Genomic DNA, 321 nt, shown 5'->3' with positions numbered 1-321 from the left:
CTCTACTGCCTCAGCAACTTGAATTGGAATTCGTTTTTGTATCATGGTTTGTCACCTCATATTTGCAATTTTTTTTATCTCGATTAAACTTTATATATTAAATAGAAATTACTTCAAGGAGGAATTCCATGTCTTCATTCACACACTTTAATGACCAAGGACGCGCGAAGATGGTTGATATAAGTGACAAAAAAGCAACCGTCCGAACAGCAATTGCGTGCTCTAGCATTGTCGTTACAAAAGAAATTTACGATAAAAACTCTCACAATGAAATTGGGAAAGGTGACGTATTAGCAGTTGCACAAATCGCAGGTATTATGG

General features: G+C 36.1%; 1 protein-coding gene. It reads left to right on the top strand.

Annotated elements, in window-relative coordinates; genetic code table 11:
- Positions 1 to 128 precede the first annotated feature (128 nt).
- A partial coding sequence (locus ACSG5Z_RS30015) for a cyclic pyranopterin monophosphate synthase MoaC (RefSeq protein WP_435712761.1) occupies positions 129 to 321 on the top strand: 193 nt, incomplete at its 3' end.

Source organism: Bacillus pretiosus, from assembly GCF_051294775.1.
In the GTDB taxonomy this organism is placed as follows: domain Bacteria; phylum Bacillota; class Bacilli; order Bacillales; family Bacillaceae_G; genus Bacillus_A; species Bacillus_A wiedmannii.
This window is presented reverse-complemented; position numbering and strand designations above follow the sequence as displayed.